Source organism: Xanthobacter sp. ZOL 2024 (assembly GCF_052932325.1).
The window spans coordinates 3,422,971-3,449,589 of sequence record NZ_CM128808.1; the positions used below are offsets into that span (position 1 = coordinate 3,422,971).

The window sequence follows — 26,619 nt, forward strand, 5'->3', positions numbered from 1 at the left end:
TGGCTCAGCCGAGCAGGGTCTCAATGGTGCGGTTGGCCTCGCTCACGCCATCCTTGGCCCGGTTGCGCTCGCGCAGGGTCTCAGTCCACTGCAGCTTGTAGGCGGCGCTCGCAGGGTCGAGCTTGGCCAGCTGCTCGATGGTGTAGAGGCCCGGCATCGGCGTCTTGAGAGCGGTGAGGCCGTAGGTGTCCTGCGACCAGCGCCCGCTCACAGTGCCCGTCACCGAGGTGAGCTGGCGACACAGGCGCAGCACCGTCTCGTTGAACCGGCGCGCCTCGGCGTCGGTACCTTCAGCGGCGACCCGCGCCCCCTCCTGCTTCAGCCTCTCGGCATTGGCGCGCAGCTTGACCGCTTCCGCCTGGAGGTCAGCGAGATTGAGCTCAACGCCGAGCTTGGCAAGGTCGGCAAGGCGGTTGACGATCACGTCCGCCACCGCCGTCATGTCGAACGGCAGCACCTTGCGGTTGGCGAGCTCGTAGGTATAGGCCGCGTGCATCTTCAGGCTGTCGGCGAGCAGCGCCGGATCCACCACGTCGAGGGTGTCGAACGTGCTGTGGTACCACCAGCCCAGGGTCGCGCCACGCCACGCCTTCTGCTGCTCCGGCGGGTGCTTATGGCTGGCATAGATGGACGGCACGCCGATGCCGAAGAACGACTGGTCACCGGTGCGCGCCAGCGGGCTGGTGCCCACGTTCTCGATGCCGAGGACGTCCTTGACGAGATCCCGATGGAACTGGGCGACCTCGTGGGAGGCGGTGCCCTGGAACTTGGAGGCGCCGAGCATGCCGGTCGAATCCACGTTCAGATACAGCACCGCATTGGCGGTGAGGTCGTCCCAGAACCGGTCCACATACCAGGACGAGCCCTCCATGATGCCGGTCTCGTGGGCGGCCCAGAACGCGAAGACCACGGAACGGCGCAGCTTGCCCTTATACTTGGCGAGGGTGCGGGCAATCTCGATCACCTCGGAATTGCCGGTGCCATTGTCGGTGGCGCCGGGCCCCCAGGCGTCGTAGTGGCCGCCGACGATCACGAACTTGTCGGCCTCCTCATTGCCTTCGATCCGGGCCATGGGCAGCAGCGCCTTGCCCCAGCGGTTCTCCGCCTCGCAGAACATGCGCACGCGGACCGGGCCGGCCTTGACCTGCTCGGCCAGCCACTGGCCGTCGGCGAGCTTGATGCCCACCACCGGGATCTTCGGCATGAGGCTGAAATTCTCCGGGGTCGGGTTGCCCCACACCGGCTTGCAGGTGCCCATGGGCAGGGTGTTGTGCTCGGGCAGGCCCCAGTTCATCATGATCTGGCCCACCGACCCCATGGCGCCGGCAATGCGCACCTTCTCCGGCCGCGGCGGCGCATAGGACAGCTCGGAGAGGGTGATCTTGCCGACGGCGTCGACCCCCTCATAGTCCGGAATGCCGCCGGGCCCCACGTGAACCAGCTCGGCCTCCAGGCCCTCCGGAGGCGTGGCGCCGGCCTGGGCGAAGGTGTTGGCCTCGATGATGCGCGGCTCCGGGCCGAGCACTTCGATGCGCGCCTTGCCGGGGAAGCTCACATAGGCGTCGAGCTCGTGGATGGTCATCGGCACGCCGGCCGCGTCGAACTGGGCCTTGATGTATTCGGCCGCTTTCCGCTCGGTGGGCGTGCCGGCGAGGCGGTGCGGGGTTTCTTCTGAGAAGAAACGCACGTCCTTGAGGACGGATTCCACCGACAGGGCGGACAGAATTTCATCACGCATGGGTCTACTCCGGAAGAAAAAGCCCCGGCTCGAAATGGGTCAGCAGGCTTTGGGGAAGGGATAAGCGGTGCGCGCGTGGCTCAGCCTCATGGCGACGAGGCTCTCGGCCATGGCAATGGCCGCGCGGGCCGGATCGACGACCGGGACTGGAACGTCCTTCAGGGTCTCCGACAGGCCGAACAGGGCGAGGCAGGCGAGCACCACCGCATCGGCGCCATCGCGCTCGGCCATGGCGGTCACCGCCTCGCTCACCAGGCGGCGGGTGGTGGCGAGGTCCTTGCGCAGGTCCAGCACCGGGACACCCAGGGCAGCGACGGAGGCGAGGCTGGCGCCGAGGCCCATGCCCTGCACCCGGTGCCGCACCAGGCGCGGGTTGGTCATGGGCGTCAGCACCGAGAAGCGGAACCCGAGCACGGAGGCGAAGCTGCAGGCCGACTGCAGCGGGCCCACCACCGGCACCGAGACCCGCTCGCGCCCGGCCATCACCGCCGGATCGCCCGCGCACCACGGGATGAAGGCATCGAAGCCCTGATCGGAGAGGCGCAGCATGTGGGCGACGATGTGGGTGCTGGCTTCCTCGCGCTCGAATTCGGATTCGATGCTCAAGGGGCCGTCATCGTTCTTCACCATGACGATTTCGGTACCGGGCCTGGCGCCGGCGAGGAGAAACCGCCGGCGTTCGTCGAGCGCTTCGGGGCTCATGCCCACATTGGGAACGATGATGCCGATCTTCATGGTCATGGGGCCCCTCAGTTGCGCACGCCGCACCAGGACAGAACCGACGCGGCGAGGACCTTCGCCGTGGAGACGACGGTGGGAATGAGCACACGCTCGTCGATGCCGTGCATGTTCTCGACGGTCGGGCCGGTGCAGACGGCGGCCATGCCGTAGTATTGGGAAAACCGGCTATCGATGCCGCCGCTGCGGCCGATGAAGCGCGTGGGGCGACCGAGCACCTTTTCGGCGGCACCCTTCACCGCGCCGACGAACGGGTGGCTCGGGTCCTGGTGCCAGGGGTCGGCCTGCCAGCCATACCAGGTGATGGCCGGCGGGTGGTCCGCCAGCCACGGATGACCGGCCGCCACCGCGGCGATGGTCTCCTCCACCAGCCGCCGGATGTCGACGAGCCGCTCGCCCGGCACGAAGCCGATGCGGCACTCGATCTCCGCCTCGGCCGGCACGCTCGACGGCCAGTCGCCGGCCTTGAGGGTGCCGACGTTGAGGTGGCAGGAGCGTCCGCTGTCCTGGCCGATCAGCTCGAACACCGCCTCGCGCCCGCGCAACTCGTCGAGTTCCACCAGGGCGTTGACGATGGGCATCATCATGGCGATGGCATTGACGCCCTTGTGGGCCTGGGCCGCATGGGCCGGCTTGCCCGCCACCCGGACCCGGAAATAGGCGACGCCGGCATGGGCGATGGTGACGTTCAGATCATGGGGCTCGGCACAGATCATGGCATCGGCCCGATAGCCCGCCTCCAGGCAGGCGAGGGTGCCGCCGGCGCCGCCGGCCTCCTCATCCACCACCGCCTGCAGCATCACGTGGCCGCGCGGGGCGAGCCCGGCATTGGCGAGGATCTTCAGCGCGTAGAGGTTGGCGACGAGCCCGGCCTTCATGTCGCCGGCCCCTCGGCCGTAGAGCCAGTCTCCGGCGATGTCGCCGCTCCAGGGATCATGGCTCCAGGCCTCCGGCGCGCCGGTGGCGACCACATCCATGTGGCCGTTGAGGATCAGGGAGGGGGCGCCGTCCTCGCCGGGCAGGCGGGCCAGGACATTGTGCCGCTCCGCATAGGACATGCCGGTATCGACGAAGCCCGGATGGCTGCGCACCGCCGGGATGTCGGGGGCGAGGGTCATGACCTCCAGGCCCAGCCCGCTGTCACGGTAGAGCTGTTCCATGTGCGCGGCCATGGCCGCTTCCGTTCCCACCACGCTGGGGATACGGACCACCGTCTGAATGTCCGCCAGCAGCGCGTCACGCAGGCGGTCAGCCTCGGCATCGAGACGCCGCACCATGTCGTCGGAAAGTGCCACGGGTGGGTCCTTTTCAGATCGAGCCGGCAGGGGTGGTCGCCCGATGGCGGGCGAATGCCACCCGGTCCTCCTCGTGCACCAGGGGAACCGCGGAGATGAGAGAGCGGGTGTAGGCGTGGCGGGGCGCGTACAGGATCTGGTCCGTGGGGCCGGTCTCCACGATCTCGCCCAGGTACATCACCGCGATCCGGTCGGCGATCGCACGGACCACGCCGAGATCATGGGTGATGAGAACGTAGGTGAGGTTCTGCGCCGCCTTGAGGGTCTTCAGCAGGTCCAGGATGCGGGCCTGCACCGACACGTCGAGCGCCGAGGTCGGCTCGTCCAGAACCAGGATCTGCGGCCGCAGCGCCAGGGCGCGGGCGATGTTGATGCGCTGCTTCTGGCCACCGCTGAGCGAGGGCGGCGTCCGCTTCATGAAATCGACCGGCAGATCGACCGCTTCCAGCAGTTCCGCCACCCGATCCCGCCGCTCGACGGCGCTCAGCCCTCCGTGGAGCTTCAGCGGCAGGGCGACGATCTGTTCGATGGTCTGGCGTGGATTGAGCGCCGAGCCGGGATCCTGGAACACCATCTGGATGGTGCGGCGCAGCTCCCGCAGATGCGCGCCCTCGAGGTGGGTAATATCGCGTCCATCGATGGCGATGGTGCCCGCCGAAGGCTCGATGATCCGCGCCAGCATCTGCGCTGTGGTGGACTTGCCGGAGCCGGATTCCCCGACGATGGCGAAGGTCTCCCCCCGTCGGATGTCGAAGGACACCGACTTCACCGCCTGCACCGGCTTGGCGCCGCCATAGCTCTTCGACAGTGCGGCGACGCGCAGTTGCGGATGGTCGGCGGCTTCGGCCGGGCTGGGCGCCGGCGGCACATCGGCGGGGGTCGCGTCCATGCGCGGGATCGCATCCACCAGCCGGCGCGTATAGGGATGGCCGGGATGGTCCAGCAGCGCAGCGGTCTGCCCGCTCTCCACGATGGCGCCGCGGTACATCACATAGGTCCGGGCGCACAGCCAGCGGGCGACGCCCAGATCGTGGGTGATGTAGAGGCCGGCCAGCTTCTCGCGCTCGACCAGCTCCTGGATGATCTCGACGATCTTCTTCTGCACCGTCACGTCAAGCGCCGTGGTCGGCTCATCGGCGATCAGGAGACGCGGAGTGCCGCTGATGGCGAGCGCCAGCAGCACGCGCTGGCGCATGCCGCCGGACAATTGCACCGGATAGCGCTTGAGCACGGCGCGCGGATCGGTGATGTGCACCTTCTCCAGCAGGTGCGCCGCATAGTCGAGCGCCTGGCGCCGCGCTGCCGGACGATGGCGTTCCAGGAGGTAGGCGCCGAGCCGCCGCCCGCACCGTTCCCAGATGATCACATCGCTCATCTGGGAGCCGATCTTGAACGACGGATTGAGCGCCGCCATGGGGTCCTGCGGCACGTAGGCGATGAAGCGCTTGAGATCCTCGCGCTCGGCCTTGGGTAGGCCGGGCAGGGTCTTGCCGAACAGGGTGGCGGTTCCGTCCACCACCCGCGCCGGCGGCATCGGCAGGATGCCGAGCAGGTATTTGGCGGTGACGCTCTTGCCGGAGCCGGTCTCGCCGACCAAGCCGACGATCTCACCGGGATCGATCCGTAGGCTGACGCCGTTCAGGATCCGCTGGAAGCCATCGAGCGTGCGGAACTCCATGGCGAGCTGATCGATGGTGACGAGAGGTTCGGCCATGTCAGTCCTCGCCGAAGAAGTCGCGCAGGCCGTCGCCGAGCAGGTTGAAGCTCAGCACGGTGACGAAGATGGCGAGGCCCGGGAACAGGGAGGGCCACCACGCCTCGGGCAGATAATGGCGGCCCGAAGCCACCATGAGGCCCCACTCGGCGGTCGGCGGATTGGCGCCGGCGCCCAGGAAGCTGATGGCCGTGCCGATCAGGATCGCATACCCCGCATCCAGCGAGATGGTGACGAGCAAAGGCGAGGTCATGTTGGGCAGGATCTCGCGGAACATGATGTGCAGATCACCGGCACCGAGGGTGCGGGCCACCACCACGTAATTCTCCTGCTTGAGGGAAAGGGTCTGGCCATGGGCGATGCGTGCGAAGGAGCGCCACCAGACGAGGCCGATGGCGATCATCGACCCGGTGAGGCTGGCGCCCATCACCACCGAGATGGCGAGGGCCAGCACCAGCGCCGGCACCGCCGAGAAAACATCGGTGATGCGCATCAGCACCTTTTCGACGGCGCCGCCGTAATAGCCGGCGACAAGGCCCACCGGCACGCCGATGGACACCGCCAGGGACAGCACGACCACCGCCATGGTCAGCGACAGGCCGGCGCCGTGCAGCACCCGGGTGAACACGTCGCGGCCGGCCTCGTCGGTGCCCATGATGTGCTCCAGGCTCGGCGGCTGCAGCAGGCTCTCGAAATGCACCGCGTCCGACACATCCTCCGGGTAGGGGGAAATCCAGGGCGCGAAGATGGCGACAAGCACGATCGCCAGCAAGGTGAGCATCCCGGCCACCGCCAGCGGATTGCGTCGCAGCCGTGCGAAGCCGCGGGCAAACCCGCTCTTGCGCGGTGGCGCCAGGCTTTCGATGTCGAAGCTGGGGTCGGAGGAGATCTCGGTCATGCTCAGCGCCCCAGCCGGATGCGTGGATCGATGACGGCGTAGAGCTCGTCCACCACGAAATTGATGATCACCACGAACACGCAGATCACCAGGGTGACGCCCACGACCGCGTTGAAATCGTTGGCAACGATGGCGTCGGCGCCGAACCGGGCGATGCCGGGCCAGGCGAACACCTTCTCCACCACAAAGGCGCTGCCCAGCATCAGTGGAAACAGGAAGCCGATGACCGTGAGCGACGACGAGAAGGCATTGCGCAGCACGTATTTGTAGTTGATCAGCAGCGCCGGCATGCCGATCGCCCGGCTGAGCGCGGGGTAGGGCTTGCCGAGCTCGTCGATCATGCTCGCCCGGACCAGGCGGGTGATGTTCGCGAGCGGGCCGAGGGCAAGCACGATGGCGGGTCCCGCGATGTGCCGGAGGGCGTCGCTGAACGCCGCGAAATTCAGCGTCAGTAGGCTGTCCAATAGAAAGAAGCCGGTGATGTGCTCGGGTGGCGGGCCCGAGATGCGCCCGGTGATGGGCAGTAGCAGTAGCCAGGATCCCAGCACCAGCTGGAAGATCAGGGCGACCCAGAACTGGGGGAACGACACGCCGAACAGGGACGCGATGCGGCTCGTATGGTCCACGGCGCCATCCCGATGCACGGCGGACATGACACCAAAGGGCACCCCAAACACCACCGCCAGCAGCATGGCCACGGTGATCAGCTCAAGCGTGGCCGGCAACCGCTCGGCGATGATGGGGCCAACGTCGCGCTGCTCGATGAGGGAGGGGCCGAAATGGCCTTCCATGAGGCCCCGGACATAGTGCAGGTACTGGACCGGCAGCGACTGGTCGAGGCCCATCTCGGCCCGCAGGCGGCTGACTTCCGCCGGCGTCGCCCGATCACCGAGCGCCACCGCGACCGGATCGCCGGGGATCACCCGCACCAGCACGAAGATGAGGATCGACACTCCAACCAGTACGAGCGCCATGTGCAGCAGGCGTTCAAGAAACCTCATGCCCTGTGTCCGGTTCGAGATGGGGCTGGCGGCGGCGCCGGATCGGCGCCGCCGGGAAGGGGCCGAAGGTGTCTGTGTCCGCCGTGAACGGAGATGCCACCCCTTGCGGTCGGCGGTCCGTTCTGGCGGGCAGACGAGGGCTCAGCGGGCCTGCTTCAAAAGGGGATCGGCGGCATCCAGGCTGAAGCGATCGAACCGCAAGTCGAAGAACATTGCGCCGGCGTCAGCCTTGAAGCCCTTCACATAACGCCAGTGGGGGAACTGGCGAACATCCACGTGGGAGAACACGCTGGGCGAGTCTTCCGCGATGAGCTTGACCGCCTCGCACACCAGCTTCTGGCTTTCGGCCGGATCATTGGCGTCGTTGGCCTGCTGGATCAGCGCCGTGACCTTCGGGTTGTCGTAATAGATGCCGCCGGGCGGATACGACGCTCCCCAGCCCTTCTTGGTATAATAGGTCAGGAACTGGTTGGGGTGAGGCACCTTAGCCGTGTCGTAATAGACGACGAAATTGAAGGCCGTCTCGGGCTTGGTCTGAGCGGCGGTGATGTCGGACCAGCGCACCGCCTTGACCTGGGCATTGAGGCCGATCTTCTTCAGGTTCGTCGACAAGAGCAAAGCGATGTTCTTGAACCGCTCGCTGCCGGCGACGGCGGCGATGTCCATCTCGAACGCCTTGAGCTGCTCCGGCGTATATTTGGACTGGGCCAGCTCCTGCTTCGCCTTCTCCAGGCTGAAGTCGTAGCGGGTGATGCCCTCGCACTTGCCCAGCAGCTGCGGCGGCACGGGGCCGCGCAGCTCCTCGCCGCCACCGAGGATGAACTTGGTCACGGTGTTGGCGTCATAGGCATAGGCCACGGCCCGCCGCACATGGGGATCGTCCAGCGGCGGCTTGGCGTTGTTCATCACCACGAACCAGGGCGTCGGCTGGGGGTCGCGCTCGACCACGAAGCGCTCATCCGACGCCAGCTGCTTCTGCACCTGGGTGGGGATGGAGACCGTGCCGACGTCGAGCTCACCGCCCTTCAGCTTGGCGGCGATCGTGACAACCTCTGGAATGGTCAGGATGCGCACGCTTTCGGGCGTGCCCGACCCGGCCTTGCTGAAGGGGTAATCCGCAAAGCGCTCCAGAACCACCGCTTCGGATGGCCGGAAGTCCACGACCTTGTAGGGACCCGATCCGGCATCGTGCGACTGCAGGAACTTCGCGCCATAGTCCCCATATTCGCCATACTTGCCTTCGGCTTTGTTGGCCAGCAGCAGATCCTTGTTTAGAATCTTGAACAGGAACAGCGCTTGCATGAACGCCGGATCTGGCGCCTTCAGGTTGAAGCGGACAGTGTAGGGATCGGGGGTTTCGATCCGCTCCGCATCGATGGACTTGAAGTAATTGGCAATCGGCCCGCTCATAGCCAGCAGCCGCTGCATGGAAAAGGCAACGTCCGCGGAGGTGATTTCCTTGCCATCGTGAAACGGCACGCCATGCTTCAGCTTAAACGTATAGCTGGTCTTGTCGGGCGACACCTCCCAGGATTCGGCGATCCAGGGAACGACCTTTTTTTCGGGATCGGGGAAGACCAGCGTATCGTAGACATTGACCGCGGTCATATACTCCCAGTTGTTGGTCTGCCGGATCGGGTCGAGGGACGCGATCTCCATCTCGACCCCAATCCGCAGCGTGGGGGCTGATTCCGCGGCCTTTGTGCTGCCAGATGCCGCCATGGCCGCGAGCCCGGCGAGGCAGGTCGCCGCCAGAAGCTGCCGCAGCCGGTGCGAAGACGCTTCACGGCGGGCAGAATGTCTTCCAAAGCCTTGAAAACGCATGGATGTCCCTTCACTCTGGAAAGCCTGAGGGGGTATCGGAGATCCCCCATTTTCTGGCGTGGTTGTTTTTTGCGGTTAAAAAATTTTTGACAAAACTTAAACCTATTGGCAACTATTTTTTACACGTGTCTGCGGGATTTGTGCGGCCCAATGACGTAGCGGCAAAACTTAAGTCACCCGATACATTTGAAAGAATTGTCGGGGCTGTGGGGCGAGGTATGTCTTGAACAGCGAAGCAATGCGCACTGATGCGGATGATCCCTTCGATGTCGGCCGCCGGCTGCGGGAACTTCGCACCCAGGCGGGGTTGTCGCAGCGGGAATTGGCGCGACGCTCCGGCATCACGCACACCAGCGTCTCCCTGGTCGAGCTGAATCAGGTCAGTCCATCCGTGGCATCCCTCAAGAAGATGCTGTCGGGCTTCCCCATGTCGCTGGCGGAGTTCTTCGCCGTCAGCGAAGCCGAGGCCCCGCGCATCTTCTACCCGGCCAGCGATCTGGTGGAGCTCGGCGACGGAGCTTTGTCCCTGCGGCAAGTGGGTTTCGATCTGCGGGACCGCAAGCTGCAGATGCTCTATGAGCGCTACGCGCCAGGCGCCGATACGGGCGACCCGCCCTACGGCCACGAGGGCGAGGAGGCCGGCATCGTCATCGCAGGCGCCATCGAGCTCACCGTGGGGGAGCACGTGCGGGTCCTGAATGCCGGCGATGCCTACTATTTCGACAGCACGATGCTGCATCGTTTCCGGAACATCTTCGCGGACGACTGCATTATCGTAAGCGCCTGCACGCCCCCGACCTTCTGAGAAGGCGCGCGCGGGGGTTCGGGGCGCCGCCATCACCGCCGGTGCCCCTGCGCCAGGTCGACCTTGCGCCCCGTCGGGGCAGCGGTCACCTCCAACGCGGCCTCCACTTCCGCCGCGCTCAGTCCGGCCGCCAGGGCCGCCTCGATCACGCTGCTCCAGCTGTTGGCGTCGATGGGTATGCCGGCCTCCTGGCGGAGCTGCCGTGTCCGCTCCTCCTGCTCACCGGGAAGCAGCACCGGCGCGTCGGGATCTGCGGGCGGCGAGGCGCGGTAGAAGGCGGTCGCCGCGCTCACCGCGTCACACCAGCCGTGCGCGCCCGCCAGACGTTCCGGGTCCAGCACGATGGACAGCATGTTGTTCGAAAGCGGGCCGCGCGGCTCGAACGTGCCGTGATGCATGGTTCCGCCGCCGCTCAGGGCGCCCGCCAGCAGGTCGCACATGAGCCCGAGGCCGGCGCCCTTGTGGTCGCCGAAGGGCAGCAGGGCCCCCATCGGTTCGGAGAACAGCACCTCCGGATCGAGGGTCGGGTTGCCGGATGCATCCAGCAGATACCCGGGCGCGGCGGCGGTGCCCCGATTGCGGGCGACACGCATCTTGCCATAAGCGGCGCGGCTGGTTGCGAAATCCAGCACCAGCGGCAGGGTGCCGGGGCGCGGCATGCCGATGGTCAGCGGGTTGGTGTGGGTCCGCGCATCCCGCCCGCCGTGGGGAGCGACAACCGGCGGCACATGCACCACGTTGACGAAATGGATGGAAACCAGCCCGGCTGCGGCACACTGCTCGGCATAGGTGCCGATCCGCCCCATGTGATGACTGTTGCGCACGCTGAGGATGCAGGCGCCGTTCTGCCGCGCCCGGGTGATGGCAAGGTCCATGGCCTGCGCGGCAATGGACTGGCCCAGGCCACCGTGCCCATCGAGGGAGAGCAGCGATCCGAAGTCGGAGACGACCGAGACACGGCGGTTGAGCCGCACCAGGCCGCCCCGGATGGCGGTGACGTAACCGGGGACGGTGCCGACCCCATGGGAATCGTGACCCAGAAGGTTGGCGCGCACCACGTGCCCTGCCACCAGGCGGGCTTCCCAGGGCACCGACCCCAGGCGCTCGAACAGCCGCTGCACCAGGCGTTCGAGGGCTTGCGCGCCGACGCGTTGGTCGGCGGCCTGCGGCGTTGACGTCATGGGCGCCTTCCCCGGTCAGCGGCGCACGGGCTCAGCATTTGGCGGCGCAAAGAGCGCGCTCCAGCTTCCCCATCCCCTCGTCGAGGATCGTATCGGACGCCGTGAGCGGCACCAGGATGCGGATGGCATTGCCCAGCACCCCGCATGACAGCAGGATGAGCCCTTCTTCGAGCGCCGCCTGGGTCACCCGGCGGGTCGCCTCCGCGTCGGCCTCGTAGCCGCCGCGCGAGCGCACCAGATCGAAGCCCACCATCGCGCCCAGCCCGCGGATATCGGTGATCGGCGCCACATCGTTCCGCGCCGCGATCTGGTGAAGGCGCGCCTTGAGGCGTTGGCCAACCGCCTCGGCGCGAGCCAGCAACTGCTCTTCCGCAATCACGTCGAGCACCGCGAGCGCCGCCGCGCAGGCGACCGGGCTGCCGGCATAGGTTCCGCCCAGACCACCGGGGTCGGCCGCATCCATGTGCTCGGCACGCCCCACCACGCCCGAGAGGGGGAAGCCGCCGGCCAGCGACTTGGCGATGGTGATGAGGTCCGGCTCCACCCCCGAATGCTCGATGGCGAACATCTTGCCGGTCCGGGCAAAGCCGGACTGGACCTCATCCACGATCAGCAGGATGCCATGGCGATCGCACAGCGCGCGCAGGGCCTGCAGCAGCTCGAACGGCGCAGGGTAGAAGCCGCCTTCGCCCTGCACCGCCTCGATGATGATGGCGGCGACGCGGCTGGGGTCCACATCCGCCCGGAACAGGATGTCGATGGCCCGCAGGCTGTCCTCGACGGTGATGCCGAGCTGCGGCACCGGGAACGGCACGTGAAAGATCTCGGCCGGCATCGGTCCGAAATCCTGCTTGTAGGGGCGCACCTTCCCGGTCATAGCCATGCTGAGCAGGGTGCGGCCGTGGAAGCCGCCGGCGAAGGCGATCACCGCCGATCGCCGGGTGGCCGCGCGGGCGATCTTCACCGCATTCTCGGTCGCCTCGGCGCCGGTGGTCAGCAGCAGGGTCTTGGCGGCACCGCTGAACGGTGCCAGGGCATTCAGCCGTTCCGCGAGGGCCACGTAGGGCTCATAGGGCACGATCTGATAGGCCGTGTGGGTGTAGCGATCGAGTTGCTCGGCAACCGCCTTCATCACCTTGGGGTGCCGGTGCCCCACGTTGAGCACGCCAATGCCACCTGCGAAATCGATATAGCACCGGCCCTCCGTGTCCCACAGCTCCGCATTCTCCGCGCGGGCGGCAAAGACAGGGGTGGCGACGGAAACGCCCCGCGGCGTGGCACGCTCGCGACGCGCGAGCAGGTCGATCGGGGACGGGACAGCCGCAGAGCAGGCCACGGCAGTTGCAGGGGAAACAGCGGTTAAGGACGGCATATCGGGCTCCTGAAGCCCGGATCATGCGTGCTTGATGCGGCCCCCGTAAGCCGATTTGTTGCCACCATGGTGGTGCAGAAAAGGCACCGGGGTGGAGAAGGCGCTCAGCCGAGCGGCTCAGCCTAACGTTTCTTGGCCCAGCTCCGCCTTGAGCCAGCGGTGCAGACGTCGGACGCTGGGCGTGTTCCAGCTGTCGACAGGGGCGCGGAGCACGTAGGGATCAAGGGTCACCTGGGTCACGAGCACTTCCTGCAGCCGGCCGGCGGCGAGCTCATCGCGCACCAGAAGAGGATTGGCCAGCGCCACGCCCTGGCCCTGCAGAGCCGCTTCGACGGTCACGTCGGCGTACCACAGCCTCGGCCCGCCGAGCACCGGGACCGAGGCCATGCCCGCGCGCTGCAGCCAGCGGCGCCATTGCTCCTTGCTGTCCTCGTGGAGCAGCGGCCGGCGCGCAAGGTCTTCAAGATCCACCACAGGCCCGGTCCGGCGCAGAAAGTCCGGGCTCGCCACCGGAAACATGCGTGGCCAGCTCAGGATTTCCTGCTGCAGGGAGGGCTCCGCCTGCATGCCGTAGGTGATGGCGACGTCGGCGTCCCGATGGCTGAAGCGCGGCATGCGATCGGTGGGGGTGAGCACGATCTCGGTTGGAGCCAGCGCTTTTTCGATCTCCGGCAGGCGGCGGGTCAGCCAGCGGGTCGCAAGGCCCGCGGCGCACCAGATGCGGATTTCGCCACGGGCCTGCGGCGGGTGCAGCAGGTCGGTGGCTTCCGCGAGAATTTTCAAGGCGCGGCCGATTTCGCGGTGATATCGTAGGCCGTCGTCTGTCAAGGCGACTCCGGTCGCGCTGCTGATCACCAATTTGGTGCCGACACGCGCTTCCAGGGTACGGATGTGGCGACTCACGACCGTGTGGCTGAGGGCCAGCTCGGTGCCCGCCTGGCGGATGCTGCCCAACCGGGCGGCTGCCTCGAAGGCCAACAGAGCGTTGATCGACGGCAGATTACAACTCAAGATATTAGCTCGAAGTCTGGGTATTTTTAGCTAGCGCATCGCAGGGGCCCTGTCGATGCTCCAGGCGATAGACTTAGAAGCGATGGTGCCGGATCGTTGATCTGCTGCCAGGCGCAAAGCCGTCGCCCGTCTCATGGGGCGCCAGGGGATGAGCGAACTGCGGGCGTGTAAAGCCACCGGCTTCTGCCGCATGACCATGTGATACCGAGCGAAGCGGGCCGACGACGGCGCCTCGCCCTCGCGCAGGTATTGCTCGAACCCGCGAGCCCACTGCTCAGCCGACCAGCTTGCGGGTGAGCATGTCGAGCACGCCGGCAAGATAGAGCCAGCCCTCGCCTGTGGGGAGGTAGGTCAGGTCCGCCAGTCAGACCTGGTTCGGGTCCTGGGTCATGAAGTAGCGGGCGAGCCTGTTGGGAGCGATCGGATCGGAATGGCGCCCGTCGGTCGTCCGGGTGCGGCGTGGTAAGGCCGCCAGCCCCCGGATGCCGGCGCGGCACATCAGCCGCTCGACTCTGGAACGGCCTACGCGGCGACCGTGGCCTGGCAGGACCGCATGGATCCGCGGGGCGCCATAGGTTCCGCTGCCTCCGCGTGGATCAGCCGGATATCATCGGTAAGCGTTCGGTTGGATTCCGCGCGCGAACGCTCTGGCCGGCTGCGCCGTGCGTAATAGCCGCTGGCCGACAGCCCAGTGCCACGCACGTCACACGGACCGGCCACGCATCGCGATGCTCATCGACGAACCCGAGGCCGTTCAGGTCCTTCCTTCATGGGGCAACTTCCCGCTCATCCGCCGTCCCGTTTGGAGCGGGAAGGCGGATGGCAGATGATGGCATTACCAGCTCTGATCGACCGGAAGGACGAAGAGTTCGGCCACATTGACATGGGCCGGCGCCTGAGCCGCGAACAGGATGGTTCCGGCAATGTCGGCGCCTTGCAGGAAGGTCATCTGCTTTGCGAGGTCATCCATCTGCTGACGGTATCCCGCATCGGTGATCTGCTCGTAAAGCTCGGTGGCCACTGCGCCGGGCTGGATGCAGGTGACGCGAATGTTGTGCTTCTCGCCGATCTCCATGCGAAGGCCGTCGGAAAAGGCGGTCACCGCATGTTTCGTCGCACAATAGACCGATAGCCCCTTGAAGACCTTGCGGCCGGCGATCGAGGACGTGTTGAAGATGTGGCCGGAATGCTGCTGGATCATCTGCGGAAGCACGGCTGCAGTCGTGTTCAGAAGACCTTTTACATTGACGTCGACCATGCGAAGCCACTCGGATGTCTTGAGTTGGTCGATGTCGGAAAGTGGCATCAGGCCGGCATTGTTGAAGAGGATGTCGATCGCGCCATAAGCATCGACCAGCTTCTTGACGCCGGCTTCGACGGAAGCCGGATCGACGACATCCATCGCGATGACCAGGGCCTCGCCTCCCTTCTTCGCGATATCGGCCTTCAGCTCTTCCAGCCGATCGGTGCGCCTCGCCGCGAGGCCGACCTTCACGCCGGCTTCGGCAAGCGCAAGCGCCGTTGCCGCGCCAATGCCGCTCGACGCGCCGGTCACCAGCGCGACCTTGCCATTGATGTCCGTCATGACCTGTCTCCTTGTTGCTTGCGAGACCGCTCCAAAGCTGGAGAAGGGCTCGCTTTCGACAAGAAGAAGCCTAGAGGGCCAAGGCTCTTCTCTCTCTTGGGCCTTTGCCAGGGCTGTCGGGATTTTGCTGTATTCGTGCGGTCTGGTCAGATGCCCGAGCGGGCTCCGCGATAGTCGCTTGGCGAAAGACCCGTTTCGCGGCGGAAAATCTGTGCGAAATGACTGGGGCTCGAGTAACCCACGGCCAAGCTGATTTCGATGATACTGGCGTCCGTTTCCTGCAGAAGTTGCTGCGCCTTGGTCACCCGCCGCCGAATGAAATAGCGCGAAGGGGGAAGGCCTGTCGCTCTCTTAAACAATCGGCTGAAATGGAATGCGCTGAGACCGACGTCGCGCGCCAGGCGGCCGAGGTCGAGCGGCTCGTCCAGCCGGTCCTCCATGGAGGCGATGGCGCGGCGGAGCTTTGCACCGGGCAGCACACTTTGCCCGCGCGTGTCGCCATCGACGATGGCGTAGTGACGCACGAGATGGACGGCGAGGCTCTGTGCCAGCCCTTCGACATAAAGCGGGCTTGCTCCGGCATCGGTTGTCAGTTCTCCGTGGAGAAGGCTCAGGATCTGCGAGAGCGTCGCGTCATGGCTGCCGGAGACCTCTTTCAGTGTCACGTTTGCGCTGTCCTTGCCGTGCATTGCTTTGGCAACGCGCGCAAACAGCGGCAGGGAGACATAGAGGTGCATGACGCGGAAGGGCTGACCTCGCTCGGCTTGCCAGCGCATTTCATAAGGTGTCGACGAGCGGGTGAGAAAGAAGTCGCCCAACGCCACGCGGCTTGCCATCCAGTCGCCGCCAAGCTCTCGTTCTTCGACTATGGCGCTCCCGGACATGACCCAGACGATCATCGGTTCCGCGACGGCGGGAACCAGAAAAGGCGCCTGAACCTGATTGTGAGCGAACACCTGTAGGAAGACGTCAGTCCAGGCCGGCCCATCGCCGCTCAAGAGCATTGTCCCACTGATGTAGGATTGAAGCCCAACCGGGGACGTCCGCTCTGGCACGGCAGACGGTATCGATGATTGGCCCCGGGCCATGGTCACCTTCCTCTCGCATCGTGCAGATGGCTGGCCTTGCTCCGCACAAATGACACGGAGGTAACCATGTCCTTCAGCCTTACAGAGCATGGAATTCTGAACGGCGGCGGCGACATGGGACTCTTACCATCGCCATGTGGACGAGTCGCGGTGCATCGATGTGCGGTCAGGCACGCGGCAGCGCCCCCGGATGCTTGGAGATGACAGGCGCCCGTCGCGCGTCATGCATCTCCATGTGATGCGCGCTAAGACCGTGATGCGCGCCAAGGGCGAGCTCGTCTGCATCGACCGCAAGGAGGTTGGGCGGCGGTGGGGCGTCAGCCGACGGGCGAGCCGCCGACGGAAGGCGCATCAGGCGGAACATCTGCCTGCTATCGCCAAGCTCCGCCACATGCGGCCGTACGAGACCGGCTGTGGCCGCCAGCCTGCCGGGCGAGGACCGCGTGTGCCTCTTGATCACCGGGACTGAGACATCATGCTTCCGGCGCCACCTGCGCGCCGTCTCGCGCCTCGTCCGATGCGACGGGGGAAGGGGGGCTGATGAGAATCCGTCCGGCACCGTTCTTCCGCGATTTGTGGCGAAGCGGGCGAATCCTGACCGCTGGCGCGCCTCATGGTCAGTGCAGTACGGTTATCAAATACCGCTGCACCGGGGGCGCGGGTGCGTGCCGTGAACCAGCCTGGCGGCCCCGCATCCCCCGCAGCGCCTTGAATCGCACCGATTGGCGATCCGTGCCGCGCGACAGAAAATGATTTATTAACAATTGATTAAGGGGAAAAGGGTGAAGGGCGACAAGGTATTCAGGTAGGTGCTCACAAATACGTGCTCTTCTTGCAACACCTATCTGAAAACCACCCCTCAGGGCCCGAGTTTGGTGCTGTTCTGATTGATCACGCTTCCGCCTTTTGTATGTTGGCTTTGCGACGAAGGGGGGCAGTCCCCGGTCGACCACCGCGGGTTGAAGCCACGGAACATGGCGCAGCGCGTAGGTGGTAATCGGGGCAAGAACCTCTCAATGGTGCAGTCGCACCGGCGAAGCGGCACTCGCTCCCTCGGATTAAACTTTTGGAGGTCACGATGAAGATGGTGAAGAGCCTTCTCCTCGGCAGCGCGGCGGGTCTCGTCGCGGTGGCTGGAGCCCACGCCGCCGACCTGCCTGTCAAGGCGAAGGCGGTCGAGTATGTGAAGGTCTGCGCTGCGTATGGCGCTGGCTACTTCTACATCCCCGGCACCGACACCTGCCTCAAGATCGGCGGCTATGCCCGTTTCGATACCTATTTCAACGCGACGGGTACCTTCAACCCGATGATCACCGGCGGTACCTTTACCGACCGCACCAGCGACGTGATCATGCGTGCTCGTGGCGTGTTCGACATGGACGCCCGCACCCAGACCGAGTACGGCACCCTGCGTTCGTACGTGCGGTTCGGCATCAACAGCACCACTGACACCACCGCCAATGCCACTGGCAACGGTGAGTCTCAGGGCATCTACTTCGAGCGCGCGTTCATCCAGTTCGCGGGCCTGACCGCCGGTTATACGTCGTCGTTCTTCGACTCCGGCATGAACTTCATGTACACCACCCCGTACACGAAGTCGGACAAGTGGACGAACCTCATCGGCTACACCGCTGAGTTCGGCAACGGCTTCTCGGCGACCATCGCCCTCGAAGACAACGCTTCCCGTTCCACCTACGGTGGCTACTGGACCGCTCCTGCTCCGGATGATGCCGCTGGCGGCACCCAGATCCCCGACATCGTCGGCAACCTGCGCCTGAGCCAGGCTTGGGGTACCGCTCAGCTGTCCGCGGCTGCGCACCAGATGCGTGTCGCTCTCGGCGGCATCGACATGTACGAGTCGTCTAACGACCAGTGGGGTTGGGCGATCCAGGGTGTCCTCGAGTTCAAGCTGCCCATGCTGGCCGCTGGCGACTCGATCTTCTTCACCGCTGCCTATGCTGACGGCGCCCTCAACTATGTGGGTCTGTCCGGCTCCTCCACCGGCACCTCGCAGGCCCTCGGTCGTGTGAACGGCTACGGCACCGGCGATGCGCTGTATCGTCTGGCTGACGCCGTGTCCGACGCTTTCGGCAGCTACTCGACCTCGACCGCTTGGTCGGTGTCCGGTCAGTTCCGTCACTTCTGGACCCCCGGCCTGCGTTCGGCCGTCTATGCCGGCTACGCCAGCGTCGACGCTCCCGACTCCGCCTTCGCGACCGCCAACGGCTATCTCGACGTTGACGTGTGGCAGGTGGGTGCGAACACCATCTGGTCGCCGGTGAAGAACCTCGATATCGGTGCGGAAGTGCTGTACTCGAAGATCGACGGCAGCCTGCCCTACAACACCGCTGCGGCTCCCGGTTACGGTGGCTCTACCGACCTGTGGTCGGGTGGTGTCCGCGTCCAGCGGAACTTCTGATCATCGCTTAAGCGTTGATGGAGAGGGTCCCGGCGAATATCGCCGGGACCCTTTTTCTTTGCTGCAGCATCAAAAGTCTCTTGTTTGGGAGATATGCGATGCAGTTTTGCTGCTGCTACACTTTAGAACGCTGCAATAGTGGCGGCGTACCTATTCCTTTTCAGTCCGACGTGTCTCACAATCGCAAATGAAGACGGTTCGCGTGGCCCGTTAGGGGCTGGCTCGGTGTCTCTCGAGTCGCCGGCGGTGGGCGCGTTCGGACGCAGGGCGGCAGTTCAGCTCCTGTCACCGCAGGAGTTTTCACCGCAGAGGTGATTTCCGACTTGCTGTTGCCCGGGGGATATGCCATTTCGGCAATTGATATAATGTATCATGGGGGTTCCGATGACCATTTGTGTTTCACGTCGCTTGCTGTCCAACGGGGTGGGGCGCCTTGCGCTGGGCATCGCTGCGACGGGTTTCATGGGGTCCGCGGCTCTGGCTGCTGATCTGCCCTACACCACCAAGGCGGCGCCGGCCTATGTGAAGCAGTGCCTCGCCATGGGTGAGGGATTTCTCTACATTCCGGGCACCGACACCTGCCTGCGCGTTGGCGGCTATGTGTGGGCGGAAGGCTATTACAACACCTATTCCAACTATCTGGCGACCAACAACGACAGCTATTCCATCGCCACGGCCGGCGTGATCATGGATGCGCGGACCGCCACGGAATATGGCGTGTTGCGCTCCTATATCGATGCGCGCTTCAAGTGGCGCACGTCCGATGCGTGGTCCGACGGGCCCAATTCGAGCGAAATCCAGCTGTGGGACGCCTATGTCCAGTTTGCCGGCCTGACCGCCGGTCACACCCAGTCGTTCTTCGATTTCTATGCCAACGCCAACGTGCTCGGTACCGATCCGGCGACCGTCGGTTCGGACACGCGGCTCAACATGGTGGCCTACACGGCCGAGTTCGGGCAGGGCTTCAGCGCCACCCTGTCGCTGGAAGATTCGGCCGAGCGCGGCTCGGGTGTGCTGATTCAGGATCCGGGGCTGCCGGGTGCCCTGGACAGCTATCAGGCGGGTTGGCAGGTGCCGGATATCGTCGGCAACCTGAAGTATGAGGGCCAGTGGGGCACGGTCCAGCTCTCCGGTGCGCTGCATCAGGTGCGCGCCCTGACGGTGCTCAACACCCTGTCGTCCGAAGACAGCTGGGGCTATGCGCTGCAGGCGGGCGTGATGTTCAACCTGCCCACTCTGGGTGAGGGCGACACGCTCTATCTGCAGGCGGCTTATGCCGATGGCGCCATGTCCTATCTCGGCATTCAGGATGCCAGCGGCGAGTATGCCGCGCCGGATGCGTTCATCGGCGTGGGTGGTCTCACCAAGGTCAGCGGCTGGAACGTCACGGCCTCGCTGCTGCACAATTGGAACGCCAAGTGGAGCACCGCGGTGTTCGGTGGCTACGCCTCTTATGACTTCGACGACGCACTGGTGCAGGCCATGTATGGCAGCTCGGGCGGCGTGAACGGCAACGTGGGTGGCTATATCGGCTTCACCCCGGTCAAGAATCTCATGATCGCGCTCCAGTACGACTGGAACTACAACAAGGCGAACGACTACGTGGCGACCGGCTATGGTCCGAGCCGCGGTTCGGTGGACGCCAGCGAGGTTCTGCTGATCGCCACGCGCGATTTCTGAGTCTGACCTCTGGTCAGCCAAGAGCGGGCCCCTTCGGGGGCCCGTTTTCGTTTTTGCGCATGGAAGAACACAGGGGGACGCCGGGGGCGGCGCCAGCTGGACACCACAGAGGCGGGGAGGGTTCGCCACACGGGCGTGTTCGGGCTTTCGGAACCGCCGTCAAATGTGCTGAACTCCGCACGCGAATGGATGAGCGGGCGGGGGACGAGAGGCGATGGCCGGTGCTGCGTCGGGCGGCAAGACGGAGGGTGGAGGGCGCGAGGGATTGTCGAATCACCATGGAACGGTCGGCCCGCGGCGGCGCGGCTGGCGCCCTTGGGTGCTGGTGGCCGGGGTGGCGGCCTGGGCGGTGCTCGCCGCCTTCACCCTGCTGACAGCGCGCGGGCCCATCGAGGCGGAGCTCACCCAGAGCGCGGAAGCGGTGCTGGCGCGCAGCGGCGAATCCTGGGCGCGCGCCCGGTTCGAGGGGCGCGACGCGACCCTCGAGGGCGAGTCGCTGGCGGAAGAGGCGCGGGTGAAGGTGCGCACCTCGCTGGAAACCATGTTCGGCGTCCGCACCGTGCGCGATGCCACGACCCTGTTGCCGGAGCGCCGACCCTTCACGTTCAGCGCGGTGAAAGACGGCCGCAAGCTGGCCCTCGATGGCTATGTGCCATCGCGCTATGTGCTGGCGCGCATTCTCGCTGCCGCAAAGGCATCGGGAGATGTGGTGTCGGGGCAGGAACGCCTGGTACGGGCGCGGGGGGCCCCGCCCGGGGATTTCGCCGCCTTGGTCACCTTTGGCCTGGAGCAGCTGAACCGCTTGCCATCGGGGCGCATCACCCTGTCCGATGGCGCCATCGCCATTGAGGGGCGGGCGCCGGATCTTGCCACTTATGATGCCTTGGCCGCCACCATGCGCGGGCCGCTGCCGCAGGGTATGACGCTCGCGCGCTTCGCGGTGCGGCCGCCGGTGGCCTCGCCCTTCTTCTGGTCGGCGAGCCGGGAGGGGGAGATGGTGCGGGTCAGCGGCTATGTGCCCTCGGAGGAAGCGGGGGCGGAAGTGGCCAGCGTGCTGGCGGCCGCCCTGCCAGGGGTGAAGATTCGCGACGACGCACGGCTCGCCGATGGTGCGCCGAGCACAGATCTCTGGCTCAAGGCCGTGCGCTATGTGGGCCGGGTGCTGGCCGAAGCGCCCGAGCTGCGGGCAAGCCTGTCCGACAGCGCCATCTCCATCGAGGGACAGGCGCCGACCTTCAAGGCGTTCGATGCCCTGTCCGCCCTGCGGCGCACGCCGCCGGAGGGCTTCCAGGTGACCCGCTTCGCGGTGGAGCCGCCCCGCGCGGTGCCGTTCACCTGGAGCGTCGAGCGCACGGCGGATGCGGTGCGCCTCACCGGCTACATTCCCTCGGACGAGGCCCGGCGTCTGTTGCAGGATGCGGTGCGCAGCGCCTTTCCCGGCGTGCCCGTGCAGGATGAAATGCGGGTCGCGACCGGGGGGCCCGCCCCCGATGTGTGGGGCGCTCAGGCGAATTTCGCGGTTGCCCAGCTCGCCAAGCTGCGCAGCGGCACGGCAGACGTGAGCGGCACGAAACTCTCGCTTTCTGGCGAGGCCATGGATTCGGCGGCGTTCGTTTCGGTGATGAAGGCGGTGGCGGCGACGCCCGGCAGCTTCTCGGTCAACACCGCCAAGCTCGAGCCGCCGCGCATCTCGCCTTATGTCTTCGCGGTGCGGCGGGATCGCGATGGCCTCACGGTTTCGGGCTTCTACCCGGATGATAAGGCCCATGCCGCGCTGCAGGTTGCGCTGGAGCGGGACTTTCTGAAGGAGAAGGTGAACGATCTTTCGGCCGTCGGCGGTGGCGCGCCCGCGGGCTTTCTGCCCGCCGCCCTCACCGGGCTCGCCCAGCTGGCCCGCATGGGTAATGGGGAGCTGACCCTTACCGATACGCAACTGCGCCTCACCGGCGCGGCGCTGCGGGGGGCAGCCGCGCGCGAGATCGAGGAGGATCTCAAGCGTGGCCTCAAGCCGCCGTTCAGCGCCGAGACTGCCCTCGATGTGGCAGTGCCGGGCCCCCTCGTGGGAGCGCAGGAGTGCCAGGCCCTGCTGTCGGAGCTCATGGGGCGCGGCACCATTCTGTTCGATACCGGCAGCGCGCGGATCGACCGGCAGAGCGTCGGCATTCTGGATCACCTGATCTATGTGCTGCAACGCTGCCCCTCCACGGTGGTGGAAATCGGCGGCCATACGGATACGGTGGGTGACGAGGCCACCAACCAGCGCCTGTCGGAAGCCCGAGCGCAGGCGGTGGCCAATGTCCTGGCAGAGGCGGGCATCGCCCGCGAGCGCCTCGCGGCCATCGGCTATGGGGCGACGCGGCCTGTGGCGGCAAACGACACGGAGGCTGGGCGGGCGCAGAACCGCCGCATCGCCTTCGTGGTGAAGGAGGGGCACGCGCCATGATCTATCTTGCGCTGTCCTTGTGGCCACATCTTCTCGTTGCGTTCATCATCGGAGTGGTGACAGGCTATGCCTTGAAGCGGCGGCGATCGGGAGGCGCGCGGTGACGGCTTTCAACGTAGATGTGCTGATCCTGCTGGCGGGGGCCTTTCTGCTCGGCCTGATTGCCGGCTGGTGGCTGCGGCAGGCGCGCCCGCCACGGGAAGAGGCGCTGCCCGGCGGCTCCAGCGCATCCACGGAGCCGAAACCCGAGGATGCTCCGCCGATGCCGCCACCCGCCCCAACGGTGGCTCAGGATGACCGTCCGGTCGAGACGCTCGCCCCGGCAGCAGCCGCCGAAGCGCCGGCAGAGCCGGCCACGGGCGCCGGCCCTTCAGCACCGCCGGGTGAGCCGGACAAGGCGGATGATCTGGCGGCGGCCGCCGCCGCGCGCACGGCGGATCTGTTCGGGCATCTGCTGACCGGCGGCGCGCCGGCCAGGCGGGCCAACCCTCCGGCTTCACCGGCGCCGCCCGGCGGGGGCACGGGCGGGAGCGCTGGCGCCGCGGCCACTGCGGCCCATCCCGGGAGCAAGCCGCCGATCCTGGCCGCGCCTGAGGGCACCGCCGACGATCTCAAGCAGCTCAAGGGAATCGGCCCGCAGAATGAGCAGAGGTTGAACGCCCTCGGCATTTATCACTTCCGCCAGATCGCCGCCTGGACGCCGGAGCAGGTGGCGTGGGTGGGCAGCTATCTCGCCTTTCCCGGCCGGATCGAACGCGAGAACTGGATCGACCAGGCCCGCGCCCTGGCGGGGGAGGGCGCGCCCGGGCCGTCGGCGCCGACCGCCTCCTCGCCCGGCGCGACGGACGACGCGGTCTGAACGAAGGGCAGGCCCGGCTTCGGCCCCCGGCTTGGCACTGGAAAGCCCCCTGGGGTTCACTGGGTGTGCCGTTGCCGTTCGCTAAATGCCTGATGTCCGGCCGCACCTGCCAGGGCGCGGCGGGGGCCGGTATGCTGCACGACTTAAGGCGCCATGGCCAATCGCGGTGACGCGATCAGGGCAAGGTGCCGGCGGCTGAACCGCGCCCACGGCCCATCCACCACGGCACTGCACGTGCCGGGGCGGTGATCGCCGAGAGGGGATTTCATGCGTGCGGACCCCCGTGGCGCAGGGCGTTGAGATGGTAACCGGCGCGCAGGCTCCCGGCCGCGCGCGTTCCCGCCCTGTGGCCCGGTTCACGTCCAGCCACCATCCGCCGGTTCCATCGCCTGCACCCGGCGCTATCGCCTTCGCGCCATCATGTCGCGCAGGGTCATCACCGTGTCCTGAAGCGGTCGTGGTGCGGGGCAGGGCATCCATCCTGCGCGCAGCGGCGCTCATGGTGACGGCCAGGAAAGGGCCTCCGCCCGCCTTGGGGCGGCGTGCGAGGGCCTGCGCGGTTCAGCGGCCGCTGCCGCGCAGGTCCGCTTCCATCTGCAGCTTCGAGGGAATGTTGAAGCGCACCTTGTAGGCTTGGTAATTCTCCATCACCCGCTGCACGTAGTTGCGCGTTTCGGAGAAGGGGATCAGCTCCACCCAGTCCACCACGTCCACATTGGGGTCGCGAGGGTCGCCATAGCGCTGGATCCACTTGGCGACATTGCCGCGCCCGGCGTTGTAGGCGGCGAACACCAGCACATAATTGCCGTCGTACTGATCCACCAGCTCGCCCAGCTCGGCCGCGCCGAACTGGACATTGTAGGACTGATCGCTCATCAGCCGCGCTTCGCTGAAGGAGGCGCCGGTGACCTTGGCCACCTGCCGGCCGGCCGCCGGGGTCACCTGCATGAGGCCCATGGCCTTGGCGCTGGACAGGGTGCGCGGGTTGAACTGGCTTTCCTGCCGGGCCACCGCATAAACGGCGGCCTTGTCCACCGGATGGCCGATGGCCGTGTAATTGGGCAGGCCGAAGGTGGGGAACGCCTCCCGCTCCAGCGGGTGGCCCTCGGCCATGGCTTCCTTGCCCACCACCAGGGCGCCGCGGGCATCGCCATTGGATTCGGCAAGGTTGGCGAGCAGCGCCAGCTGGCCCGAATCCTCCAGCCGCCAGGCCAGGTCGTAATAGATGGTGATGGGGATTTCGCGCTCGCCGATGGCGTAGAGCATGCGGATGGCCTTCACCGGCTCCAGGCGGGAGAAGGTGTTGCGGTCGTTGAACGAGACATCGGCCGTGCGCAGCACCACCGGCGACATGCCGAGCCGGGTGCGGGCCAGCTGCCCATAATAGGTGGCGGGATAGCGCGCCGCCTGCTCATATGCCGCGCGGGCGCGCCCGCTGTCGCCCATGGCTTCGGCCGCCCGAGCCTGCCAGTAGGCGGCGCGGGACAAGGTGATGGGGTGCTTCTGGCCGTGGCCGATGCGGGCGAAATGGGCGGCGGCCGTCTGCGGGTCCCGCAGGAAGCGCAGCGCGATCCAGCCGGCGGTGAACTGCTGTTCGGCGCGGTAGTTGTCCGCCTTGGGGGCGACCCCCGTGGCGGCCACTTTGTAGGCGGTTTGCGGATCTCCCGCATCCAGCAGCTCGCGGGTTACCAGGCGCCGCTCGATCCACCATTCGTCCGGGTCCGCATTGGCCTCGGGGGCGGAGGCGCCGGACAGCAGGGCGCGGGCGGCATCGCTGGGCTTGTCGGCCCGGCGCAGCAATTGCGCCTTGGCGAACAGATAGGCCGGGTCGCTGTTCAGGGTGAAAGGCACGTTGGCCAGCAGCTTGTCGCCATTGGACTCGCGGCGGGCGATGGCCAGGCGCGCCTTGGTCAGGGCCACCACGTCGGAGCCGGCACGCGAGGCGGCGCGCAGGGCGCGGTCGGTGTCCGGCTTGTAGCTGAAGCGGTCGGCGCGCAGCTTGTGGTCGGTGCGGGTCAGGACGGACCCGAACTCCTCCATGATCTGCTTTTCAAACAGCTCGTTGAGGTCGTCCTCGCGCCACGCCTCGCGCACCCAGTCCACCGCATCCTTGCGGTCGCCGGAGGCGATGAGGGCACGGGCCAGTGCCACCTTGCCCTCGCCGGTCAGCGGCGGCTGGTCGGCGAAGAAGGCGCGGGTCCGCTCCGGGCCACGATTCTCCTGGTAGAGCACCCGCTCGGCACGCCGGCGCAGGGTGGATTGGGTCGGCCAGCCGGGATTGGCGCGCAGGAATTCGGAGACGTTCTCGAAGCCGAGGTCATTGGGCGCATGGCGGATCACCAGCCAGGTGACGAGGTTGCGCGCCACCGGATCATCGAGCTGGCGGGCGGCCGACATGGCTTCGCTGGCGCGCCCGTTGCGGGCGGCGCTCACGGCCGCACGCAGGGTGCCGAGCTCCCCGGAGGGAATGGAGGACGATGTGGCCAGCGCCGGCGCGGCCGGCGCCGGCGTCGGCGCACGCGGCGGGGCCACATGGGCGACGGTGCTGCGCGAGCCGCTCTTGCTGGCGGTCTTGCTGCCGCTCTCGTGCTTGGCGGTGCTCTTCGTGGATTTGGAGCTGGTGGATTTGGTGGACTTGCTGCTGCTGGCCACCGGCTTCGGCAGCGGCTTGGGCGCCGGCTTCGCGTGGGTGCTGCTGGTCTTGGAGCTTTTGGCGGCGGCGGGTTTGGCGGTCGGCGTGGGGGCCGTTCCCTGCGCCGCATACGCGGCACCAGCCAGGGCGACGGAGATCGCCAGGGCGCTCGCGGAGATCAGGCTCGAGAAGGGCGACATTCGGGGTCCTCGCGTTGCGGGGCGCGCTTCGGGTTTGGCCGCCATGTTGGGCGAGGGGCCTTGACGAAACCCTAACCAGACCCGCACGTCTGGCTTGCGCGTGTTCCGTGTGCCTCACCTTGGGTGTGCAACTTGA

Annotated in this window: 18 protein-coding genes and 1 pseudogene; 5 read left to right on the forward strand and 14 right to left on the reverse strand. The window is 66.6% G+C overall.

Going from position 1 to position 26,619, the window contains the following annotated elements:
• Positions 1-4 precede the first annotated feature (4 nt).
• From ACU4E7_RS15650 to ACU4E7_RS15680, 7 genes are all read right to left on the reverse strand, one after another.
• On the reverse strand, positions 5-1,738 hold the full coding sequence (locus ACU4E7_RS15650; protein ID WP_447019383.1) for a M28 family peptidase: 1,734 nt from the start codon (positions 1,736-1,738) through the stop codon (positions 5-7).
• Between the two features lie 39 nt (positions 1,739-1,777).
• Positions 1,778-2,479 (reverse strand): aspartate/glutamate racemase family protein, encoded by a 702-nt coding sequence (locus ACU4E7_RS15655; protein WP_447019384.1) that lies wholly within the window; start codon positions 2,477-2,479, stop codon positions 1,778-1,780.
• An 8-nt stretch (positions 2,480-2,487) separates the two neighbouring features.
• On the reverse strand, positions 2,488-3,771 hold the full coding sequence (locus ACU4E7_RS15660) for an ArgE/DapE family deacylase (protein ID WP_447019385.1): 1,284 nt from the start codon (positions 3,769-3,771) through the stop codon (positions 2,488-2,490).
• Between the two features lie 13 nt (positions 3,772-3,784).
• Entirely contained in the window at positions 3,785-5,485 is a 1,701-nt protein-coding gene (locus tag ACU4E7_RS15665) for a dipeptide ABC transporter ATP-binding protein (RefSeq protein ID WP_447019386.1), read from the reverse strand.
• A 1-nt stretch (position 5,486) separates the two neighbouring features.
• A complete protein-coding gene (locus tag ACU4E7_RS15670) occupies positions 5,487-6,383 on the reverse strand; it encodes an ABC transporter permease (protein WP_447019387.1) in 897 nt (298 codons plus the stop codon).
• Between the two features lie 2 nt (positions 6,384-6,385).
• A complete protein-coding gene (locus ACU4E7_RS15675) occupies positions 6,386-7,384 on the reverse strand; it encodes an ABC transporter permease (RefSeq protein WP_447019388.1) in 999 nt (332 codons plus the stop codon).
• A gap of 141 nt (positions 7,385-7,525) precedes the next feature.
• Positions 7,526-9,043, reverse strand: coding sequence for an ABC transporter substrate-binding protein (locus tag ACU4E7_RS15680; RefSeq protein ID WP_447019389.1), 1,518 nt, complete (start codon positions 9,041-9,043; stop codon positions 7,526-7,528).
• Positions 9,044-9,446: 403 nt separating this feature from the next.
• Between ACU4E7_RS15680 and ACU4E7_RS15685 the strand changes: the two genes are divergently transcribed.
• Positions 9,447-10,013, forward strand: a complete 567-nt coding sequence (locus ACU4E7_RS15685) for a cupin domain-containing protein (protein ID WP_447021646.1) — start codon at positions 9,447-9,449, stop codon at positions 10,011-10,013.
• A 32-nt stretch (positions 10,014-10,045) separates the two neighbouring features.
• Here ACU4E7_RS15685 and ACU4E7_RS15690 read toward each other — a convergent pair whose 3' ends face one another.
• From ACU4E7_RS15690 to ACU4E7_RS15715, 6 genes and pseudogenes are all read right to left on the reverse strand, one after another.
• A complete protein-coding gene (locus ACU4E7_RS15690; protein ID WP_447019390.1) occupies positions 10,046-11,194 on the reverse strand; it encodes a malate/lactate/ureidoglycolate dehydrogenase in 1,149 nt (382 codons plus the stop codon).
• Between the two features lie 31 nt (positions 11,195-11,225).
• Entirely contained in the window at positions 11,226-12,566 is a 1,341-nt protein-coding gene (gabT, locus tag ACU4E7_RS15695; protein ID WP_447019391.1) for a 4-aminobutyrate--2-oxoglutarate transaminase, read from the reverse strand.
• 117 nt (positions 12,567-12,683) lie between these two features.
• Positions 12,684-13,577: a LysR substrate-binding domain-containing protein gene (locus ACU4E7_RS15700; RefSeq protein ID WP_447019392.1), complete on the reverse strand. Its 894-nt coding sequence runs from the start codon at positions 13,575-13,577 to the stop codon at positions 12,684-12,686.
• A gap of 277 nt (positions 13,578-13,854) precedes the next feature.
• Positions 13,855-14,323 (reverse strand): annotated as a pseudogene (locus tag ACU4E7_RS15705) (IS3 family transposase); the annotation flags it as partial.
• A gap of 89 nt (positions 14,324-14,412) precedes the next feature.
• Positions 14,413-15,162 (reverse strand): SDR family oxidoreductase, encoded by a 750-nt coding sequence (locus tag ACU4E7_RS15710; RefSeq protein WP_238121924.1) that lies wholly within the window; start codon positions 15,160-15,162, stop codon positions 14,413-14,415.
• Positions 15,163-15,308: 146 nt separating this feature from the next.
• The gene (locus ACU4E7_RS15715; RefSeq protein ID WP_238121925.1) at positions 15,309-16,250 is read right to left on the reverse strand and encodes a helix-turn-helix domain-containing protein; all 942 of its coding nucleotides are present in this window, start codon (positions 16,248-16,250) and stop codon (positions 15,309-15,311) included.
• A gap of 1,078 nt (positions 16,251-17,328) precedes the next feature.
• On the opposite strand from ACU4E7_RS15715, the gene ACU4E7_RS15720 reads away from it, so the two are divergent.
• The 4 genes from ACU4E7_RS15720 to ACU4E7_RS15735 all read left to right on the forward strand — a co-directional run bounded on the left by ACU4E7_RS15720 (position 17,329) and on the right by ACU4E7_RS15735 (position 23,651).
• Positions 17,329-18,669, forward strand: coding sequence for a porin (locus ACU4E7_RS15720; RefSeq protein WP_447019393.1), 1,341 nt, complete (start codon positions 17,329-17,331; stop codon positions 18,667-18,669).
• Positions 18,670-19,131: 462 nt separating this feature from the next.
• Positions 19,132-20,349, forward strand: a complete 1,218-nt coding sequence (locus ACU4E7_RS15725) for a porin (protein WP_447019394.1) — start codon at positions 19,132-19,134, stop codon at positions 20,347-20,349.
• 265 nt (positions 20,350-20,614) lie between these two features.
• Positions 20,615-22,792 (forward strand): OmpA family protein, encoded by a 2,178-nt coding sequence (locus ACU4E7_RS15730; protein WP_447019395.1) that lies wholly within the window; start codon positions 20,615-20,617, stop codon positions 22,790-22,792.
• Positions 22,793-22,892: 100 nt separating this feature from the next.
• Complete coding sequence (locus ACU4E7_RS15735) at positions 22,893-23,651, forward strand: hypothetical protein (protein WP_447019396.1); 759 nt, start codon at positions 22,893-22,895, stop codon at positions 23,649-23,651.
• 561 nt (positions 23,652-24,212) lie between these two features.
• Here ACU4E7_RS15735 and ACU4E7_RS15740 read toward each other — a convergent pair.
• Positions 24,213-26,483: a lytic transglycosylase domain-containing protein gene (locus ACU4E7_RS15740; RefSeq protein ID WP_447019397.1), complete on the reverse strand. Its 2,271-nt coding sequence runs from the start codon at positions 26,481-26,483 to the stop codon at positions 24,213-24,215.
• Positions 26,484-26,619: the final 136 nt, after the last annotated feature.

Coding starts and splice junctions, on each gene's coding strand:
- ACU4E7_RS15650 (WP_447019383.1), bottom strand. CDS start 1,738: ATGCGTGATGAAATTCTGTCCGCCCTGTCGGTGGAATCCGTCCTCAAG.
- ACU4E7_RS15655 (WP_447019384.1), bottom strand. CDS start 2,479: ATGACCATGAAGATCGGCATCATCGTTCCCAATGTGGGCATGAGCCCC.
- ACU4E7_RS15665 (WP_447019386.1), bottom strand. CDS start 5,485: ATGGCCGAACCTCTCGTCACCATCGATCAGCTCGCCATGGAGTTCCGC.
- ACU4E7_RS15670 (WP_447019387.1), bottom strand. CDS start 6,383: ATGACCGAGATCTCCTCCGACCCCAGCTTCGACATCGAAAGCCTGGCG.
- ACU4E7_RS15675 (WP_447019388.1), bottom strand. CDS start 7,384: ATGAGGTTTCTTGAACGCCTGCTGCACATGGCGCTCGTACTGGTTGGA.
- ACU4E7_RS15680 (WP_447019389.1), bottom strand. CDS start 9,043: ATGGAGATCGCGTCCCTCGACCCGATCCGGCAGACCAACAACTGGGAG.
- ACU4E7_RS15685 (WP_447021646.1), top strand. CDS start 9,447: ATGCGCACTGATGCGGATGATCCCTTCGATGTCGGCCGCCGGCTGCGG.
- ACU4E7_RS15690 (WP_447019390.1), bottom strand. CDS start 11,194: ATGACGTCAACGCCGCAGGCCGCCGACCAACGCGTCGGCGCGCAAGCC.
- gabT (WP_447019391.1), bottom strand. CDS start 12,566: ATGCCGTCCTTAACCGCTGTTTCCCCTGCAACTGCCGTGGCCTGCTCT.
- ACU4E7_RS15710 (WP_238121924.1), bottom strand. CDS start 15,162: ATGACGGACATCAATGGCAAGGTCGCGCTGGTGACCGGCGCGTCGAGC.
- ACU4E7_RS15715 (WP_238121925.1), bottom strand. CDS start 16,250: ATGGCCCGGGGCCAATCATCGATACCGTCTGCCGTGCCAGAGCGGACG.
- ACU4E7_RS15720 (WP_447019393.1), top strand. CDS start 17,329: ATGAAGATGGTGAAGAGCCTTCTCCTCGGCAGCGCGGCGGGTCTCGTC.
- ACU4E7_RS15725 (WP_447019394.1), top strand. CDS start 19,132: ATGGGGTCCGCGGCTCTGGCTGCTGATCTGCCCTACACCACCAAGGCG.
- ACU4E7_RS15740 (WP_447019397.1), bottom strand. CDS start 26,483: ATGTCGCCCTTCTCGAGCCTGATCTCCGCGAGCGCCCTGGCGATCTCC.